This is a genomic window from Phenylobacterium sp. (assembly GCF_046590535.1).
In the GTDB taxonomy this organism is placed as follows: Bacteria; Pseudomonadota; Alphaproteobacteria; order Caulobacterales; family Caulobacteraceae; genus Phenylobacterium.
The window spans coordinates 1-2,783 of the sequence record NZ_JBKJTG010000097.1 but is presented as its reverse complement, the minus strand read 5'-3'; the positions used below and the strand labels follow the sequence as shown (position 1 = coordinate 2,783).

Genomic DNA, 2,783 nt, shown 5'->3' with positions numbered 1-2,783 from the left:
GGATGGGCAGGTGACGGCGCGCGAACACCAGGCCGTGGCCTGGGTGACGCCGAACGGCCTCTCCGACTATCCCATGCCGCCCGCCGACGCGCCGCTCGTGGCCTGGTTGAGGGATCTTATCTAGAGCATTCGGCGGCCGAGCTGGCGCGCCCCCTCAGTCATCGGACCCAGAGGTCCGCTGACAGCTCCCCCGTTTCTCGGGGGAGCAGCGACCGCTCCTCCCCTGCAAGCGCAGCGCCGCGGGGGAGGTGTCGCGGCGCGCAGCGCCGTGACGGAGGGGGCGGGCAGCGCTGATCCAACTCAGCCGCCGCCTGTTCTAGGACAAGGGCGCCCAGCCGGTGAGGGTGATGATCTCGAAGGTCGCCGGGACCCGGCCGTCAGGGGCGGCGAACCGCTGCACATAAATCTCGGCGGCGCGGGCCAGCACGGCGCGGGTGAGCGGCCGGGGATGGCGGTCGGTCAGCACGCTGGTCTCGCCCATCTGGCGCAGGTCGGCCAGGAGCTTGAGCGGGTGAGCATAGGTGACGGCGACCTTGTCCACGTCGGCCACCGGCTGGGCGAAGCCGGCCCGTTGCAGCAGACCGGCGGCGTCCACCGGGTCGGCGAAGGGCGAGACCCGGGCCCCCGCGCCGCCGAGGATTTCCGATTCCGCCGCCACCAGGGACTGGCGCAGCTCCGTCAGGGTCGCTCCGCCGAAGAAGGCGGCGATGAACAGGCCGTCCGGCTTCAGGGCCAGGCGGGCCTGGATCAGCGCGCCGACCACGTCGTTGGTCCAGTGGAACCCTAGCGTGGAGACGATCAGGTCGAGGCTGGCCGGCGCGAAGGGTAGGCGCTCGGCGTCCAGCACCAGGCGCATGCCGCCGCGCCCCCGGAGCATTTTCGCCGATAGATCGGCTTCGACCACCCCGGCCACGCGGGCTCGCGCATCGCTCTTATCCAGGGCCTCACGAAAGGCCCCTGCGCGGGCGGAGAGGTCGACGGCCAGGGGAAAGTCCCGCAGGATCGGCTCCAGGCGCTCGACGATGTCTTCCGCCGCGCGGCGGTGCAGGAAGTCGGCGTTGCGGAAGCCCTTGGCGGCGCGGTCAAGGCGCTTGCTGTGCAGGGCGCGGTCGAAGAGGCGGGGAGGCTGCGACATGAGCGCGGAAGATGGCGGCTTCGGGGGCCCGTGGAAACCGGGGCCGCGCGCAAAAGCGGCCTGGCGGGGCGCGCTCGACATGCTGTTCCCGCCGCAATCGCTGGATGGCGGGCCCGCGCCCCTGGCCGGCGGCTTCTCCGCGGGGACGTGGAGCCGCATCCATTTCCTCGACGGGCCGGTGTGCGACGGCTGCGGGACGCCGTTCGAGTATGACCCCGGCGCGCGCTGCGCCGCCTGCCTGGCCAGGCCCAGGGCGTTCGATGCGGCCCGGGCGGCCTGCCTCTACGACGAGACCTCCCGCGATCCGATCCTGAAGCTCAAGCACGCCGACCGCCTGGACCTGGCGCCGCTGTTCGCCCGCTGGCTGTCGCGCTCGGCCCGCGCCCTGATCGAGGAAGCCGACGCCATCGCGCCGGTGCCGCTGCATCCGCTCAGGCTGTTGGGGCGCCGCTACAACCAGGCCGCGGAAATCGCCCGGCCGCTGGCCGCGCTGACCGGCACGCCCTACCTGCCCGACGCCCTGGTGCGCCGGCGCGCCACCGCCAGCCAGGGCGGCAAGTCGGGGTCGGGCCGCAGACGCAACGTGGCCGGCGCCTTCCACGTGCCGCCCGGGCGCTCGAGCCAGGTCGCGGGGCGGCGCATCCTGCTGATCGACGACGTGATGACCACCGGGGCGACGGCGGAGGGCTGCGCCCGGGCGCTGAAGGCGGCAGGCGCCGCGCGGGTCGATGTGGCCGTGGTCGCGCGGGTTAAAGAGATCGCGGGACTCACCATATGAAGCTTTGGCGACGGATCATTCGTTAGGGCGTCATGGCTGACATCACCATCTACACCAAACCCTACTGCCCCTACTGCGTCCGGGCGATCTCGCTGCTGGAAGACAAGGGCGTCGACTTCACCGAGGTCGAGGCCGCCTTCGATCCGGAGAAGCGCGCCGAGATGATGCAGCGCTCCGGGCGAACCACCTTTCCGCAGATCTTCGTGGGCGGCCGCCACATCGGCGGCTGCGACGAGATGATGGCCCTGGAGCGGTCGGGCAAGCTGGACCCCCTGCTGGCGGCTTGAGCCTTGCCAAGCCGGCGTTGAGGGGCTTCTAGGACGTCATGACCTTGCGCGTCGGACTGATCCAGACCCGGACCCCCGCCAGCCACGCCGCGGCGCTGGACCATCTCGCCCCCCTGGTGCGGGAGGCCGCCGCCCAGGGCGCGACCTTCATCGCCACGCCCGAGGGCAGCAATATCCTGCAGAAGGACAAGGCGTCCCTGCTGCCGCAGCTCACCCTGCTGGCCGACGATCCCGTCGTGCGGGGGATGCAGGACCTGGCCCGGGAGCTCACCGTCTGGCTGCTCATCGGCTCGGCTCTGGTCAAGCGTGAGGACGGCAAGGCCGCCAACCGCGCCGTGCTGATCTCTCCCGACGGCGAGATCACCGCCACCTACGACAAGCTGCACATGTTCGACGTGGACCTGCCCACCGGCGAGAGCGCCCGCGAGAGTGAGACCTACGAACCCGGCGACCGGGCGGTGACCGCCATGGCCGGCGAGACGCCCCTGGGCCTGACCATCTGCTACGACATGCGCTTCCCGGCGGTCTATCGGTCCCTGGCCCTGGCCGGCGCCCAGGTCATGCTGGTCCCCGCCGCCTTCAC

General features: G+C 71.7%; 4 protein-coding genes and 1 pseudogene. 4 read left to right on the top strand and 1 reads right to left on the bottom strand.

Annotated elements, in window-relative coordinates:
* Nucleotides 1-124, top strand: a pseudogene (locus ACLL81_RS05760) (8-oxo-dGTP diphosphatase MutT); the annotation flags it as partial.
* A 192-nt stretch (nucleotides 125-316) separates the two neighbouring features.
* Here ACLL81_RS05760 and ACLL81_RS05755 read toward each other — a convergent pair.
* Nucleotides 317-1,135 carry a methyltransferase domain-containing protein gene (locus tag ACLL81_RS05755; protein ID WP_411287391.1) on the bottom strand — a complete coding sequence of 273 codons (819 nt, stop codon included), beginning with the start codon at nucleotides 1,133-1,135 and terminating at the stop codon, nucleotides 317-319.
* Here ACLL81_RS05755 and ACLL81_RS05750 point away from each other — a divergent pair.
* From ACLL81_RS05750 to ACLL81_RS05740, 3 genes are all read left to right on the top strand, one after another.
* Nucleotides 1,134-1,913: a ComF family protein gene (locus tag ACLL81_RS05750; RefSeq protein WP_411287390.1), complete on the top strand. Its 780-nt coding sequence runs from the start codon at nucleotides 1,134-1,136 to the stop codon at nucleotides 1,911-1,913. The two genes, ACLL81_RS05755 and ACLL81_RS05750, sit on opposite strands and share 2 nt — an antisense overlap.
* A 32-nt stretch (nucleotides 1,914-1,945) precedes the next feature.
* Nucleotides 1,946-2,200, top strand: coding sequence for a glutaredoxin 3 (grxC, locus tag ACLL81_RS05745; protein WP_411287389.1), 255 nt, complete (start codon nucleotides 1,946-1,948; stop codon nucleotides 2,198-2,200).
* Nucleotides 2,201-2,238: 38 nt separating this feature from the next.
* Nucleotides 2,239-2,783 (top strand): nitrilase-related carbon-nitrogen hydrolase (locus ACLL81_RS05740; RefSeq protein WP_411287388.1); only part of this gene is annotated, 545 nt, incomplete at its 3' end.

Coding starts and splice junctions, on each gene's coding strand:
- ACLL81_RS05750 (WP_411287390.1), top strand. CDS start 1,134: ATGAGCGCGGAAGATGGCGGCTTCGGGGGCCCGTGGAAACCGGGGCCG.
- ACLL81_RS05755 (WP_411287391.1), bottom strand. CDS start 1,135: ATGTCGCAGCCTCCCCGCCTCTTCGACCGCGCCCTGCACAGCAAGCGC.
- grxC (WP_411287389.1), top strand. CDS start 1,946: ATGGCTGACATCACCATCTACACCAAACCCTACTGCCCCTACTGCGTC.